Origin of the sequence: Desulfofundulus luciae, from assembly GCF_030813795.1 — a bacterium.
Lineage (GTDB): Bacteria > Bacillota > Desulfotomaculia > Desulfotomaculales > Desulfovirgulaceae > Desulfofundulus > Desulfofundulus luciae.
Map to the genome: position 1 here is coordinate 177,643 of NZ_JAUSUX010000001.1, position 13,340 is coordinate 190,982.

The window sequence follows — 13,340 nt, forward strand, 5'->3', positions numbered from 1 at the left end:
CCTCCTGCAGCACCAACTTGCAGTGCCCGCAGGAGGCTTGTCTTGTGACTGCGGTGTCAGGAACATTTTTCTATGCTGGAGGTCATTTATATGAGACAACGCTGGTACCCCGTGTTGCTGGTGTTTCTTTTGGTTTCGGGTATGATCGCGGCTGGCGCGGCCGCCTGGCAGCGCTACCGGGTGGAGGCCGGTTTTCGCAGCGTGGAAGTGGCCATGCCCTACGAGGATCTCAACGCCCTGGCCCGGCTGTCGGGGCGGGATACCCTGGAAGTTATGCGCCTTTTCCGGGAACGGGGGCTGACCACAGTGCTTTTTAAGGAGCCCACGGTGGACGAACTGCGCCGTACAGGGGAAATAGCGGTAATGACCGGCCAGGAGCTGCAGTTAATGTCGCCCCACTGGCTGGGACGGTTGCGGGAAGGTGGGGAAGTAGCAATGCAGGACACCTACCTGGTCACCTCCCGGGAGGAAACCTTCCGGCGCCTGCTTGCCCAGCTCGAGGCCAAGACTTCCGGGACCCGGGGTTACCGGCCGGCGCCGGGGGTTTACGTGGTGCGCACTTCTGCCGACCCCGGCCTGTTGTCACAACTGGGTCTGGGTTTTCCGGACGGCCCCCTGCAGGATAGCGCCCGGGCCGGGTTGCTGGCCATGGTTCAGGTGCGCAACTGGCCCGGGGCTACCGCCCGGGGAATTGAGCAGGCCCTGGCGCCTTTGAAAGAGATCCCCAACCTCTCTGTCCTGGCCTTTAACGACGACACCCTGCCCGGCTACCCGCAGAAACTGCGGGCGCTGGCCCGGGTGGTGGACCGGCTGGGCGTGCCGGTGGCCCAGATTGAATTTTACCCCCAGAAAGGCCTTGATAAGCTTGGGGTGCTGCTGGACAAGGATGTGGTGCGCCTGCACAGCATTCCCCCCAGGGACATGAGTCGTTACACCCCGGCCGAAGCACTGGAACGCTACAGGCTGGCCGCCGCCGAACGCAACATGCGGGTGCTGCTGGTGCGGCCCTTCCCGGGGGCGGGAGCCCGGGACGTGCTCCAGGAAAACCTTGATTATATAAGCAGCCTGAAAGAGGGTTTACAGCGGGAAGGCCTGGTGTTGGGACAGGCTTCCACCCTGCCGGCTCTGCCCGTCTCCCGCGCGAATCTCTTCGTCATGGGCCTGGGGGTTATTGCCGGCGGCCTTTTGCTCGCCGGGCGCCTGGGGTTGCGCCGGGGGGAAATATGGCTTCTGCTCCTGGCGGTGGCGGCCTGGGCCGGTCTTTTGGCGGCGGCTCCATCACTGGCGCGCAAGCTGATGGCCTTAGCGGCGGTCATCATTTTCCCCAGCCTGGCTCTAGTTACCAGCGTGAGCGCCCGGGGTGTCCCCGCCCTGGAAAGTGCAGGCATGCTTTTGCGTACCACCCTGGCTTCCCTGCTGGGCGCGCTTTTTACCGTGGGCCTTCTGGCGGACGCCGGGTTCATGCTCATGCTGGACCAGTTCAGCGGGGTTAAGCTGGCCCACCTGGCGCCGTTGTTGCTGGTGGCGGGGGTGTTTTTCTTCCTGTCCGGCCCTGCAGAACCCTTTGGAAAGCGCCTGGAGAGGACGTTGAACCAGCCGGTGCTGGTCAAGTGGGCCGCCCTCGCCGCATTGCTCCTGGCGATTCTGGCCGTTTATCTCGTGCGTACGGGCAACGAAGGGCAAGTGGCCACCTCCGCCCTGGAGCTGAAGTTCCGGGGATTCCTGGATGTCGTCCTGGGAGTGCGCCCGAGAACCAAGGAATTTTTACTCGGCCACCCCGCTTTGATGCTGTTGTTTTACACCGGCTACCGGGACAACCGCTTCCTGCCCCTGCTGCTGCTGGGGGCCATCGGCCAGGTCTCCCTGGTGAATACCTTTGCCCATATCCACACACCGCTTCTGGTTTCCCTGATGCGGCTGGTCAACGGCCTGTGGCTGGGGATTCTGGTGGGCCTGGCGCTCATCCTGGTGGTAAACCTGGCCGGGCACTGGTGGCGCAGGTTCTCCCCGGGGGACAATTAGAGTATATCAGTAAAACCGTGTTGTTAACTACAAAGGCACGATGTTGTCCAGAGCGAACGATTTTGCGCCCAGCACTCACCGGAAAGTTATACTTTTTAAGACTGATGTAACAGGTTGTAAGCGCTGCCCTTTCCAGTATATCTTTTTCAGTGAGTGCTGGGGAGGACGCCAACGAAACCAAGCGAGAGTAATGTAGAAGAACCACATCGGGTGGAAAAAGTAGATAGCATAAAGACAGTATCGATGGCAATCCGCAGAAGACCCAGCACTCACTGAATCAATGATTTCTTTAAGTACAGATAGCGAGCATGTACAATATGTCTTCCGCAAAGCAATCCTTCACCGGTGAGTGCTGGGCGGCCCGAAGCGAACCGAGGTGCGCATCTTACGTGGAGCATATGAGTGAGCGGGACCCAGCACTCACTGGAACACTAGCTCTTCCCAAAACCTGATTTGTCAATTAAACCTGAAACACCGGGAGCAGAGTCATATTGTGGTGAGTGCTGGGCCGTGCCTTAAGTTGGAAAGTGAATTCGGGTGAAAACGGGGGTGTGGTTATGGCAGCCGGTGAAGGGCCGGTGGTGGCCATTTCCGGTTATTACGGTTTCGACAACCTTGGGGATGAGGCGGTCCTCTACAGCCTGCTGGAGGCCCTGCGGGAGGTGTGTCCCACCGTCCGCCCGGTGGTCCTTTCCCATGCCCCTGAAAGAACCAGTGCCCTTTACGGCGTAGAGGCGGTAAACCGCTGGCGGGTGGGGGAAATCTACCGCGCCCTCACCAGAGCCGATCTGCTGCTCAGCGGCGGGGGCAGCCTGCTGCAGGATGTCACCGGCCTCAAAAGCCTGGTTTACTACCTGGGGGTGGTCTGGCTGGCCCGGCGCCTGGGCAAGCCGGTGGTTTTTTACGCCCAGGGCATCGGCCCCGTAAAAAGTAAAACCGGCCGGCTGTTGATGCGCCTGGTGGCCAACGATGTACAGCTCATCACCGTGCGGGACGAAAATTCCGCCCGGGACCTGGCGGAAATGGGGGTAACCCGGCCCCCGGTGGAGGTTACCGCCGACCCGGTGCTGGGTCTGGACCCGGCCCGGGCGGATAGGGAGAAAGGGATGGAGATCCTGGAAAGGATGGGTATTCTCGAACCACAGGTTAGCAGTGATGAGGGGGACAACTCCCGCCCTTGGGATGGAGATGGAACGGTTCCCGGTGAAGGATGGGGTATTGAGGGGACACCTGCACCTGTGGCGGGAGTATCGGTGCGGGAATGGCCCGGTTTTGGGGAGAAACAACAAAAGGCCCTGGCCCGGGTGTGCGACGACCTCTGTCACCGGGGCTACCGGGTGCTTTTCATCCCCCTGCAGTACCCCGAAGATCTGGCCGTGAGCCGGGAAGTGACCGCCATGATGCGGGAGCGGGCCGCCGTCCTGGACCGGGGGCTGACCGTCGGTGAGGCGGTTTCCCTGGTTGCCTGCCTGGACCTGCTCATCGGCATGCGGCTGCACGCCTTGATTCTGGCGGCGGTGATGGGTGTACCGCCGGTGGGAATAAGCTACGACCCGAAGGTCGACCGTTTCCTGGAACAGTTGGGGCTGCAGCCTGCGGGGCAGGCAGCCGGCCTGGAGTACGCCGCCTTGAGCCGGGCAGTGGATGAGGTTCTGGCCGATCCTGCCGGGTTCAGGGCCAGTCTGGCCCGGATGGTCGGCCCCTTAAGGGAACGTGCCCGGGCCACCGCCCGGCTGGCCGGCGCATTAATGGAATTTGGAGGTCGGAAGTCGGAAGTTAAAAAATTCGATTAGTTAAACTCGCCCCGGGCGAAAAATTTTTTGCCCCTTTGCACTGGAAAAATTACGAAGGCGAGGCATTGTTTATCTGGGGAGGTAATTCTATTGAGTGGTGTGAAAAAAATAGCCGCCATCCTGCTCGGGGGGGCTTTTTTCTGGGGCAGCATGGCCGCCTTTGCAATTCAACCGGCCAGGGCGGATAGTGCTGCCGCCGGTTCCCAGGCCGTACAGACCACGGTTGTGGGCAGGCCGGCACCGCAACCCCTGGTTTCCAGGCCGCCTGCCGGCCAGATCCAGATCCTGGCCCCTGGTGTGCGCTATTACCCTATTTCCGGCCGCACCTGGCAGGGTGAACCCCTGAAGGGGCATGTGGTGGAGGTAGACCCCGGCCAGGCCCTGCTGGAGGTGCGGGTGGCAGTGGGCGGTGACGCCCTGGGCAATAAGGAAACATTGAGCCAGATGGCCGCCCGGCACGGGGCGGTGGCCGCCGTAAACGGGGGATTCTTTGATCCCTCCCGGGGACACCCCATCGGCAGCCTGGTCCAGGACGGCCAGCTCCTGGCCACCTCCGAGATTTTGCGCACCTCCATTGGTATCACCGGGCGCAACCAGATCCAGCTTGGTTACTTTGCGCCCCGGGTGAGTGTACGTTTTGGCTCGTCCGAGCCCCTTGCGGTGGCGCGGGTGAATACTTCTCCCGCATCCAAGGGCATTACCCTTTACACCCCGGCCTGGGGTGAGCGCGCCGGTTCCGCCGGTGACGCTATTGATGTGGTGGTGCGCCCGGAGACAGAAAAAAGCAACCGGTACATAGTTTCGGAAATTGGCTACGGGGGTAGCCCCATACCGCGGGACGGGTATGTACTCACTTTCCGGGGTGGCGCAGTGGGAGAAGCTGCCGCCCCGGCCGTGGGTACCCCGGTGATCCTGCAGTTTGACTGGGGTCCCGGATGGGATGGGCTGAAGCACCTGGTTACGGCCGGGCCTCTTCTGGTGGATGAAGGACAGCCCGTGCTGCAGGCCATTATGGAAGGGTTCCGGGGCAGCGTCCTGGAACCGGCACCCCGCACGGCCATCGGTGTAAACGGCAAGGGTCAACTCCTGCTGGTGGAGGTGGACGGCCGGCTGAAAGATTGGAGCGCCGGTATCACCCTGGAGGAGCTGGCCTACTTGATGACCGAGCTGGGAGCGGTGCGCGCCGCGGCCCTGGACGGGGGCGGTTCCAGCGGCCTGTGGGTTAAGGGCAAGCTGGTCAGCCGGCCATCCGACGGTCGTGAGCGGGGACTGGCCAACGCCATCCTGGTGCTCCGCCAGGTGCCGGTTTACCTGAATGGCAAGCGCCTCTTCTTTGACGTCCCTCCCGTAGTGGATAAAGGGCGCACCCTGGTACCCATGCGGGGGATTTTCGAGGCCCTGGGGGCCACGGTGCACTGGGATGAAAAAACCAGAACCGTAACGGCAACCCGCGGTGGGCGTACGGTCAGCCTGACCCTGGGAAAGGGAGAAGCTCTTGTTAACGGCAAAACATTGCCCCTGGACGCCCCGGCCCGGGCGGTGGAAGGACGCACCATGGTTCCCCTGCGCTTTGTGGGCGAGGCCCTGGGGGCCGCCGTTACCTGGCAAAACGCCCCGCCGGCGGTAATAATTGAGGCAAAGTCAACTGGTTAGCCAAGATAAGTGAAAGGTGAGGATCACCCATGATCATAAGGGCAAATAAGTTCCTTGCGGCCGTTCTTGCCATATTCCTGGCCGTCGGCACCCTCCTTCCCTTACCTGTTCTGGCCCAGGAAGCGGCGGTGGAGGTGGATTACCGGGACGACATTACCGTTAACCACCCCTACTACGTGGAGCAGCTGCCTGACGGCAACCTGCTCATGACCCGGGTGGGACACCAGTCCCCGGCGGTGGTGGAAATCACCCCGGCCGGGCAGGAGGTATGGTCGTACCAGGGCGTCCAGGCCGCTGCGGCCCGGCGCCTGGCAAACGGCAATACCCTCATTGCCGATTCCGGTGCTCCGGGCCGTCCCTTTGTGCCCCGGGTAATAGAAGTGAATCCGGCCGGCAAGGTGGTCTGGGAGTACCGGCTGCCTTCCCCGGCCCGGGCACCCCGCTATGCCCAGCGCCTGTCCGGCGGCAACACCCTGATCACCCTGCCCTACCAGATTATCGAGGTAACCCCGGACAAAAGGGTGGTCTGGTCCTACGGCTGGGGCAGGCCGGTGCCGCCGGGCACGCCGGGTCACCTGGCCAACCCGGTGCAGGCCGTCCGGCTGCCCAACGGGCATACCCTCATTGTGGACCAGGGCTTTACCGGGGGGCGGGTGCTGGAAATCGACGCTAAAAAGCGGGTGGTCTGGCAGGTGGGTGATGGTACGTATGGCCCGCCTCCCGCCATACAAAAGGCTGCGCCGGACGCAACGGGGAATAACGAAGATCAAAACGGCAAAACTATCGTTCCCGGCCGGTACGGGGCAACCGCCAGCACTACAGCGGCAACTGAAAAAGTCAGGCTCAAGCGCCCCACGGGTGCTACTCGTCTTCCCAACGGGAACACGCTCATCGCCGATGCCGGCACTTCCACCTTGTTAGAAGTATCTCCAGACCGGCAGATTATCAGTTCCTGGTCCTGGATGGGCGCGCTGGCCGGCCTGCCCGTGATGAACCAGTGGCTGGTCACTCCCCTGGACCAATCCAGGGTGATCGTACCCCTGACGCTGACCAGTTCCAAGTCCCGCGTGCTGGTGGTCACTTCTCCAGCCTTGCTCCCATACGGCGCAGGGTTTGCTGGACCCAGCTGATCTGGGCGGGGCCGAAGCGGGCCGGTGCCTCGCCGTACAGGACGGCCCGGGCCGCCGCCGCCCCCGCCGCATCCCCCAGCACGCATAAATTGGGAATAACCCGGATTTCTGCCCAGGCCAGGGAGGAAGCACCGGTGGCATACCCAGGCACCAGCAGATTTTCGGCCTGGCTAGTGACCAGCATGCGGTAGGGAAGGTAGACGGGGTTCTGCGGCTCTCCGCCCTGCCGCTCCCAGTCGGGGCGCACGGTTCCCGTAACCGGCCAGGTATATACGCCGTTTTGTTTTAAATCCCGGTAGGTGTAAGCGTTGATATCCATGGCGTAATAGCCCAGGCCGATGCGGGTGGGGTAGTTGGCCGCATCGGCCGCGGGCGAGGGTATCCGGGAATTATTTACGGTTACTTTTGCAGCACCGGTTTTACCGGCCCGTCCCCGGATGCCCGCCCGGCCGGCCCCGTCCCCTGCTCCCTGGCAGGCCTTTGCCGTCAGGGCATAGTTTGTGTTCTCCGTTCCATGGCCCACCTTTTCTGCATCCAGGGGCAGGTGAATGGTTTCCCGCAAGTAGAGCATATCCCCTACCACCAACTCTCCCCGGCTGTCCCGCACTGGTTCCGCCCCGGCAAAACCGTAACGTTGCCCCGTGGCATGGTTGACTGCGTAAAACTGCCGCAGTGCTTCCAGAAAGGCCGGGTTTTTCAGCATCTCCCTGGCCTTGAGCCGGGCGGTGTCCACATCCAGGTAGTCTTCACGTACGGCGGGATAGCGGGCAGTGCCCCGGTCCCGCAGGCAGGCCCGGCCGTCCACGTTGAAAACCACCAGGGCGTTCACCCACCACTGGGAGCTGTCCCGGCCGTCGGAGGCGGCGTTTAACGGCTTTAGGGCAAAGCCCCGGGGGGCGTAGCGTTCATTAAAGGCCCTTACCACCGGGTTTTCCCTGAAAGTGCGGCAGCCTCCGGTAATACCCCAGCCGCCGCGGGGATCACGGACAAAGGTCAGGTCGCCTAATTTAAGCACCCTTCCCGTTTTCAAAAGGGGTACTTTCACGCCCCTGACCTTAAACATCAGGGTGGCTGCCTGCTGGCGGGCCAGCCCCGCGGTGATGATGCGGGTTGTTTTTTGTTCCTGCGGTAAGTCCCGTTCCGAGTCGTCAAGGTACCCTGCCGGCCAGTCGTAGCGCCCGCCGGTGGTGGCGACTCCCGCCAGGCGTGTCAGGCGGCCATCGTCCGAAGCGTCCACAAATACCTGCCCCTTCACCCGGCGCACGTCGCTGCCCCAGCGGGTTACCCCGTTCCGGTCCGGGAAAACTTCCCGCAGAACCAGCTGTGCAATGCGCCGGGGGTGGCCGGTATAATCTACCGCTTCTATATCGTGGCACCAGAGAATAGAAATATTATCGTGTGCCGCCAGGTCCGCCCGCAGCAGGGTGGCCATGGTTCCCGGATGGTAAAACTGCCCGGTCTGGCCGTACCAGCGGGCGAAGGAACCTTTAGCCACCAGTTGCCCCCGCCAGAACCGGAGATCAAAAAAATTTTGCCCGCCGGTGGTGCCGATACTGCCCAGGGCCGGTACGGGATCCGGTACCACCAGCAGGATGGACTTTTGCGGGGCGGCCAGGGCGGCGGTGCGGGCTGCGGCACAGCCGGCAAAGCTGCCGCCGTAGATCACAATGTCGTATTGTTCTACCCTGCCGGTTACGCCGGCGTTGTACCGGGCGGCAGGCAGGAGGAGGGATAGGAAGAAAAGGATTGGCAAAAGGGATGTAAAAAGGCGGCCGCCGGCAGAATGCCACGGCCGGTAACCGTTTCCACGCAAGGGCCAGGTTTTGTTGTCCATACCATTGCCACCTTGTCGTAAATTTTGTCCGGCAAAAGGGTTGGCCGGGAGGGAGACTCCTGTGGTATAATATTCCTGTTTTAAGCTAAAAGCTTTTGGCGGTGATCCGCCTGCAGGGAAAGGAGTGTCAGCCCGGCTGCGGCCGGGAAAACGCATGCTGGACGTACAGTTGATACAAAAAATTCTACCCCACCGCTACCCCTTCCTTCTGGTGGACAGGATTGTGGAGGTGGAAGAGGGAAAGCGGGCCGTGGGCATTAAAAATGTCACCATCAACGAACCCTTTTTTGCCGGGCACTTTCCCGGCCATCCGGTGATGCCCGGGGTGTTGATTATTGAAGCCATGGCGCAGGTAGGGGCGGTGGCTCTCCTGCAAATGCCGGAGTTTGCCGGAAAGCTGGCTCTTTTTGCCGGTATCGATAAGGCCCGGTTCCGCCGCCGGGTAGTACCCGGGGACCAGCTGCACATTGAAGTCCAGATTCTCAAAATGCGCGGGAGCATTGGCAGGGCGGCGGGGCGGGCCATGGTGGGGGACCAGCTGGCGGCCGAAGCGGAGCTCATTTTTGCCGTAGAACAGGGAAGTTAATCAAATTTTCCTTGAGCAGGCAATAAGTTAAAAAAGCTTGTCCAGAATCCACCGCACCCCAATTATCACCCTCCGACATCATATAGCGCAGTTTGTAGATATAAAGTTCATAATGGTACAATACCTCTGATACTACGGGTTATTGTCGTTAGCGGAGGGATAAAGCTTGCTCAAAATGTTGCTGGGCCTGTTGCTGGCCGGCGGGATTACCCTGACGGCAACCCCCTGGGTGCGGCGGCAGGCCTTCCGTTGGGGAGCGGTGGACCGGCCCAATGCCCGCAAGGTGCATAAGGATGTCATGCCGCGATTGGGTGGTCTGGCGGTATACGCAGGTTTTGTTACGGCCGTTCTGGTCACCATACAGCCCACCCGCAGTCTTTACGGGCTGCTGCTGGGGATGACGTTGATCATGCTCCTTGGTGCGCTGGATGATCTCCGGGGTCTCTCGCCCCGGGTGAAGCTGGCCGGGCAGGTAGTTGCGGCAGTGGTCCTGTTGCCTCTGGATGTGCAGGTGTATTTTGTTACCAATCCCTTTAACGGCCATATAGTCGATCTCGGTTGGCTGGGTATTCCCATCACCATTTTCTGGGTGGTGGCGGTTACCAACGCGGTCAATTTAATTGACGGGTTGGATGGTCTGGCCGGCGGCGTTTCCTGTATTGCCGCTTTAACTATGGCAGTGGTGGGCTGGACACAGTGGCAGGTCTTTGGTGCCGCAGGGCAGCGGGAGGTAATCATGCTGGCCTTAATGCTTGCTGCGGCATTGCTGGGCTTCCTGCGCTACAATTTTCATCCGGCTAAAATCTTCCTTGGTGACTCCGGCTCCATGCTGCTGGGTTATACCCTGGCCGTGATGGCCATCATGGGCTTGACCAAGAGTGTAACTGCCGTTTCTGTGCTGGTGCCCCTGGTTATTCTGGGCATCCCCCTGCTGGATACCTTCTTTGCCATATTGCGCCGCTACCACAGGCACCGGCCCATCTTCCAGCCGGATAAGGAGCACCTGCATCATCAACTGCTGGCCCTGGGACTTTCCCACCGGCAGGCCGTCCTGGTGATTTATGGCATCAGCGCCCTGCTGGGAGGCAGCGCGGTGGTATTGAACCTGGTGGCTACCGATCAGGCCCTGGCCCTGCTGGTTATACTGGCCGTTGTGGTCATTGCCGCGGCAAACAAAGTGGGCGTGATTGGTAGAGCTCCTGAGAAGGATCGACAGATGTCGAGCAGGTTATAGATTGGGTCACAGCAGCGGTCCTGCCACGTTGGAGGACCGCTTAATTTTACATGATGGGGGTGTTGCTTTTTGCAGATCCGTAAGGCCATTATTCCGGCGGCCGGTTTGGGTGTACGTTTTTTGCCGGCCACCAAAGCACAGCCCAAGGAGATGCTGCCCATAGTCGACAAGCCCACCATCCAGTACATCATTGAAGAGGCGGTGCGTTCAGGCATTGAAGATATTCTGATCATTACCGGCCGCCATAAGCGGGCCATAGAGGATCATTTCGACAAGTCTCCAGACCTGGAGGAGCAGTTAAGGGCCAGGGAGAAGCTGGGGCTGCTGGAACTGGTTCAGGATATCAGCGAAATGGTTGATATATATTACGTGCGGCAAAAGGAACCCAGGGGCCTGGGCCATGCCGTATACTGCGCCCGGAAGTTTATCGGCAACGAGCCCTTTGCCGTACTCCTGGGCGACGATATCGTACGCAGCAGGACGCCGTGTTTGAAGCAGTTGTTAAACCTCTACGAAGAAATGCCCGGCACCATCCTGGCGGTGCAGGAAGTGTCTCCGGAAGACGTCAGCAAGTACGGGATCCTGGACGCCGAGCCCATCAGGGAAGGCGTTTACCGGGTGCGGGATCTGGTGGAAAAGCCTGCTCCCGGGGAGGCTCCCTCCCGCCTGGCCATCATGGGCCGTTACATAATTGACCCGCGTATCTTTGAGATACTGGCCGAAACACCCCCCGGGGCGGGCGGGGAAATCCAGCTTACCGACGCCTTAAGGGTGCTCTGCCGGGAGCAGCCCGTGTACGGCCTGGCCTTTAAAGGGCGGCGCTACGATGTGGGAGATAAGCTGGGCTACCTCAAAGCCATGGTGGAATTTGCCCTGGACCGGCCGGATCTGGGTGAAGAATTTGCGGCCTATCTCAAGGAGATTGCCCGGACCCTCTAAGGGCCCGGCAGGTTACGGGAGCCGGTTGCAAAGGCCGGCTCCTGCTTGGTTCACTGAAGACGAAAGGAGTTAATCATGCGGGTTCTGGTTACCGGCGGTGCCGGTTTTATTGGGTCCCATGTGGTGGAACAACTGGCGGCATGCGGGGCAGATGTTGCGGTGCTGGATGATCTCTCCCGGGGCAGCCTGTCCAACCTGCACCCTGCGGCCAGCCTCTATCATGGAGATATCCGGGACGAAGAGTTTGTGCGGGAAACCCTGGAGCAGTTCCGGCCCCGGGTGGTCATTCACCAGGCGGCCCAGGTGGACGTTCAGGCTTCCCTGGACGATCCCGCCCGGGACGCCGCAGTAAACATTGGCGGCACCATCCACCTGCTGGAGGCGTGCCGGCGCACCGGGGTGGAAAAGGTGATCTATGCCTCCTCGGCGGCTGTTTACGGGGATCCCCTCTACCTGCCTGTGGACGAGGAACATCCCGTTCGCCCCCTGGCAGGGTATGGCATTTCCAAGCATACGGTGGAACACTACCTGGAAGTTTACCGGGGGCTTTACGGGCTGGATTACACCGTGCTGCGCTACGCCAACGTTTACGGCCCCCGGCAGGACGCCACCGGTGAGGGGGGGGTGGTGGCTGTTTTTGTCCACCGCCTGCTGCAGGGTGAAGCTCCCTGTATCTTTGGGGACGGCGAGCAGACCCGGGATTTCGTTTACGTGGGGGATGTGGCCGCGGCAAACCTGGCCGCCGTCAAAAAAGGCAGCGGCCGGGTGCTTAATGTGAGCACCGGCCGCGCCACGTCGGTGAACGATCTATTCCTGCTGCTGCAACAAATTACCGGGAGCAAAATAAAAGCCCGCTACTGCCCGCCCCGCCCGGGGGACATCCGCCACAGCTATTTATCCTGCGACCTGGCGCGGAAAACCCTGGGCTGGCGGGCCCTCACGGACCTGGCCGCCGGTTTGAACTTAACCGTGGAGTGGCATAGAAAAGAAAGGCGCCTATTTATGAGCGGTTCTTGAGCTCCTGTGGCTGAGCGGGGCCTTGCTTTTCCGGCTTTCTCTAACCTGCCGGAGATATTCTTCAAACATCTTTTGTTTCTTTTCAAGCTGTTTAAGCAGTTTCTGGCTGTTCATGCATTACACCCTCCCAGGGGGTATTGTTACCATAATATGGTTGAATTATACCCCGTTTGCAAAGTGTTCCCGGATGTCCCGGCCTTCAAGAGGTATAAATTCCCTGACCCCCGGTAAACTAAGGCCTGTAAATTAATACTGACGGAGGGAAGGGAAGATGAATCCTTATTTACAAATTCTCATCCGGGGTATCGGGGCCTTTCTGGGGGTGCTGGTGATCACCCGGGTGGTGGGTAAAACCCAGGTGGGCCAGCTTACGGTCGCAGATTTTGTCAATGCCATTGTAATCGGCTCTATAGCTGCGGCCATGGTTACGGATTTAAAAGAAAACGGCTGGTATTATGCCTTCGGCCTGCTGCTTTTTGGCCTTTTGACGGTTATTTCGGAGTATGCCTCTTTAAAATACCGCCCCCTGCGCAAGTTAATTGAAGGCGAACCTACTGTGGTCATTCATAACGGCAAGATCCTGGAAAATAACATGAAAAAGTTAATTTACAATGTGGATGACCTCATGATGCAGTTGAGGGAAAAAAATGTGTTCAATATTGCCGATGTGGAGTTTGCCGTGGCCGAACCCAACGGGGGGCTGAGCGTGCTGTTGAAAAGTCACAAGCAACCTCTTACTCCCAGCGATATGCAGATACCTACCAAGTATCAGGGCATTCCTTCGGAGTTGATTGTGGACGGTGTAGTAATCCAGCAAAACCTGAAGCAAAACAACCTCACCGAGGACTGGCTCTACCGGGAGCTGGAAAAGCAGGGCATCAAATCCGTCAAGGATGTCATGTACGCCAGCCTGGACGCGGAAGGCAAATTGTATGTGGACAGAAAAGAAGACACCATGCAGCATGTTACAGATATTACCGACAAACTTCCCGGCAAAATGCCACAGTAGGGACACCGGGAATAAGGAGTCGGGCGGTGGTGGTAGAATCACCATTAATATGGAGGTTAGAGGTCGGAAGTCGGAAGTCGGAAAAGAGGTAGGAATTCGCGCAGCGAATTCCTACAGCAGTTC

10 protein-coding genes are annotated in these 13,340 nt (G+C 60.0%); 9 read left to right on the forward strand and 1 reads right to left on the reverse strand.

Features of this window, described 5'->3' with window-relative positions:
• Positions 1-90: 90 nt before the first annotated feature.
• The 4 genes from J2Z49_RS00885 (at position 91) to J2Z49_RS00900 (ending at position 6,598) form a co-directional block, all read left to right on the forward strand.
• Positions 91-2,022 carry a DUF5693 family protein gene (locus tag J2Z49_RS00885; protein ID WP_307398983.1) on the forward strand — a complete coding sequence of 644 codons (1,932 nt, stop codon included), beginning with the start codon at positions 91-93 and terminating at the stop codon, positions 2,020-2,022.
• 557 nt (positions 2,023-2,579) lie between these two features.
• On the forward strand, positions 2,580-3,815 hold the full coding sequence (gene csaB, locus J2Z49_RS00890; RefSeq protein ID WP_307398986.1) for a polysaccharide pyruvyl transferase CsaB: 1,236 nt from the start codon (positions 2,580-2,582) through the stop codon (positions 3,813-3,815).
• Positions 3,816-3,914: 99 nt separating this feature from the next.
• Entirely contained in the window at positions 3,915-5,468 is a 1,554-nt protein-coding gene (locus tag J2Z49_RS00895) for a stalk domain-containing protein (RefSeq protein WP_307399153.1), read from the forward strand.
• A 29-nt stretch (positions 5,469-5,497) separates the two neighbouring features.
• Positions 5,498-6,598: a PQQ-binding-like beta-propeller repeat protein gene (locus J2Z49_RS00900; RefSeq protein WP_307398988.1), complete on the forward strand. Its 1,101-nt coding sequence runs from the start codon at positions 5,498-5,500 to the stop codon at positions 6,596-6,598.
• On the opposite strand, the gene J2Z49_RS00905 is transcribed toward J2Z49_RS00900, so the two are convergent.
• The gene (locus tag J2Z49_RS00905; RefSeq protein ID WP_307398989.1) at positions 6,546-8,432 is read right to left on the reverse strand and encodes an FAD-dependent oxidoreductase; all 1,887 of its coding nucleotides are present in this window, start codon (positions 8,430-8,432) and stop codon (positions 6,546-6,548) included. The genes J2Z49_RS00900 and J2Z49_RS00905 overlap by 53 nt on opposite strands.
• Before the next feature lie 154 nt (positions 8,433-8,586).
• Between J2Z49_RS00905 and fabZ the strand changes: the two genes are divergently transcribed.
• The 5 genes from fabZ (at position 8,587) to J2Z49_RS00930 (ending at position 13,217) form a co-directional block, all read left to right on the forward strand.
• Positions 8,587-9,018 carry a 3-hydroxyacyl-ACP dehydratase FabZ gene (gene fabZ / locus J2Z49_RS00910; RefSeq protein ID WP_307399155.1) on the forward strand — a complete coding sequence of 144 codons (432 nt, stop codon included), beginning with the start codon at positions 8,587-8,589 and terminating at the stop codon, positions 9,016-9,018.
• A gap of 166 nt (positions 9,019-9,184) precedes the next feature.
• Positions 9,185-10,252, forward strand: a complete 1,068-nt coding sequence (locus tag J2Z49_RS00915) for an MraY family glycosyltransferase (protein WP_307398991.1) — start codon at positions 9,185-9,187, stop codon at positions 10,250-10,252.
• Positions 10,253-10,321: 69 nt separating this feature from the next.
• Complete coding sequence (gene galU / locus J2Z49_RS00920; protein ID WP_307398993.1) at positions 10,322-11,191, forward strand: UTP--glucose-1-phosphate uridylyltransferase GalU; 870 nt, start codon at positions 10,322-10,324, stop codon at positions 11,189-11,191.
• 75 nt (positions 11,192-11,266) lie between these two features.
• A complete protein-coding gene (locus J2Z49_RS00925) occupies positions 11,267-12,208 on the forward strand; it encodes an SDR family oxidoreductase (RefSeq protein ID WP_307398995.1) in 942 nt (313 codons plus the stop codon).
• Positions 12,209-12,479: 271 nt separating this feature from the next.
• Positions 12,480-13,217 (forward strand): YetF domain-containing protein, encoded by a 738-nt coding sequence (locus J2Z49_RS00930; RefSeq protein ID WP_013824355.1) that lies wholly within the window; start codon positions 12,480-12,482, stop codon positions 13,215-13,217.
• The last annotated feature ends 123 nt before the right edge of the window (positions 13,218-13,340 follow it).

Excerpts from the sequence above, each read along its gene's own strand:
- J2Z49_RS00885 (WP_307398983.1), top strand. The coding sequence starts at position 91 with ATGAGACAACGCTGGTACCCCGTGTTGCTGGTGTTTCTTTTGGTTTCG.
- csaB (WP_307398986.1), top strand. The coding sequence starts at position 2,580 with ATGGCAGCCGGTGAAGGGCCGGTGGTGGCCATTTCCGGTTATTACGGT.
- J2Z49_RS00900 (WP_307398988.1), top strand. The coding sequence starts at position 5,498 with ATGATCATAAGGGCAAATAAGTTCCTTGCGGCCGTTCTTGCCATATTC.
- J2Z49_RS00905 (WP_307398989.1), bottom strand. The coding sequence starts at position 8,432 with ATGGACAACAAAACCTGGCCCTTGCGTGGAAACGGTTACCGGCCGTGG.
- fabZ (WP_307399155.1), top strand. The coding sequence starts at position 8,587 with ATGCTGGACGTACAGTTGATACAAAAAATTCTACCCCACCGCTACCCC.
- J2Z49_RS00925 (WP_307398995.1), top strand. The coding sequence starts at position 11,267 with ATGCGGGTTCTGGTTACCGGCGGTGCCGGTTTTATTGGGTCCCATGTG.
- J2Z49_RS00930 (WP_013824355.1), top strand. The coding sequence starts at position 12,480 with ATGAATCCTTATTTACAAATTCTCATCCGGGGTATCGGGGCCTTTCTG.